This window comes from Bartonella vinsonii subsp. berkhoffii ATCC 51672 (assembly GCF_902825225.1).
Lineage (GTDB): Bacteria > Pseudomonadota > Alphaproteobacteria > Rhizobiales > Rhizobiaceae > Bartonella > Bartonella berkhoffii.
In genome coordinates this window covers 1-411 of sequence record NZ_CADEAK010000245.1, presented here as the reverse complement: position 1 = coordinate 411, position 411 = coordinate 1, and the positions used below count along the sequence as shown (strand labels likewise).

The following is a 411-nucleotide window of genomic DNA, read 5'->3' as shown; positions in this document are numbered from 1 at the left end:
AGATCCTCTATCAAGTAAAACAACGCGGCCATTATCAGCTAAAATATCACGAATAATAATACACATTGAAAAACCTGAATGATCACTGCTTATTGCTGCTACTAATATACATGGAATCGATGTTCCCATTGCAATAATAATATTTCTATCGCCTAGTAATTCTGCTTTTGTTCTTTCTATTTTTGTGGGTTTTAAAAGAGTAGAGAAATTTTGAGAATTCTGATCAGAAATTTTATTGGTTTCAGTAAAATTATCTCTTTTTGTTTTATTGTCTTGGGAATGAGATTCACGAGAAAAAACTAAAACCGGTGCACGTCTTGCTGCTTCAAGTAATGGATCTTCTTTAATATCTTCAGCTGGCAGCGTTGGTATTGGTAACGTAATTTGACTAATTTGCAGTTCTGGTTCAGG

General features: G+C 33.6%; 1 protein-coding gene. It reads right to left on the bottom strand.

All coding sequences use genetic code 11. The annotated features are described in order from the left end of the window. The coding region (locus J7R10_RS09115; RefSeq protein WP_484792997.1) for a TraB/TrbI/VirB10 family type IV secretion system protein at positions 1 to 411 on the bottom strand (411 nt) is incomplete at both ends.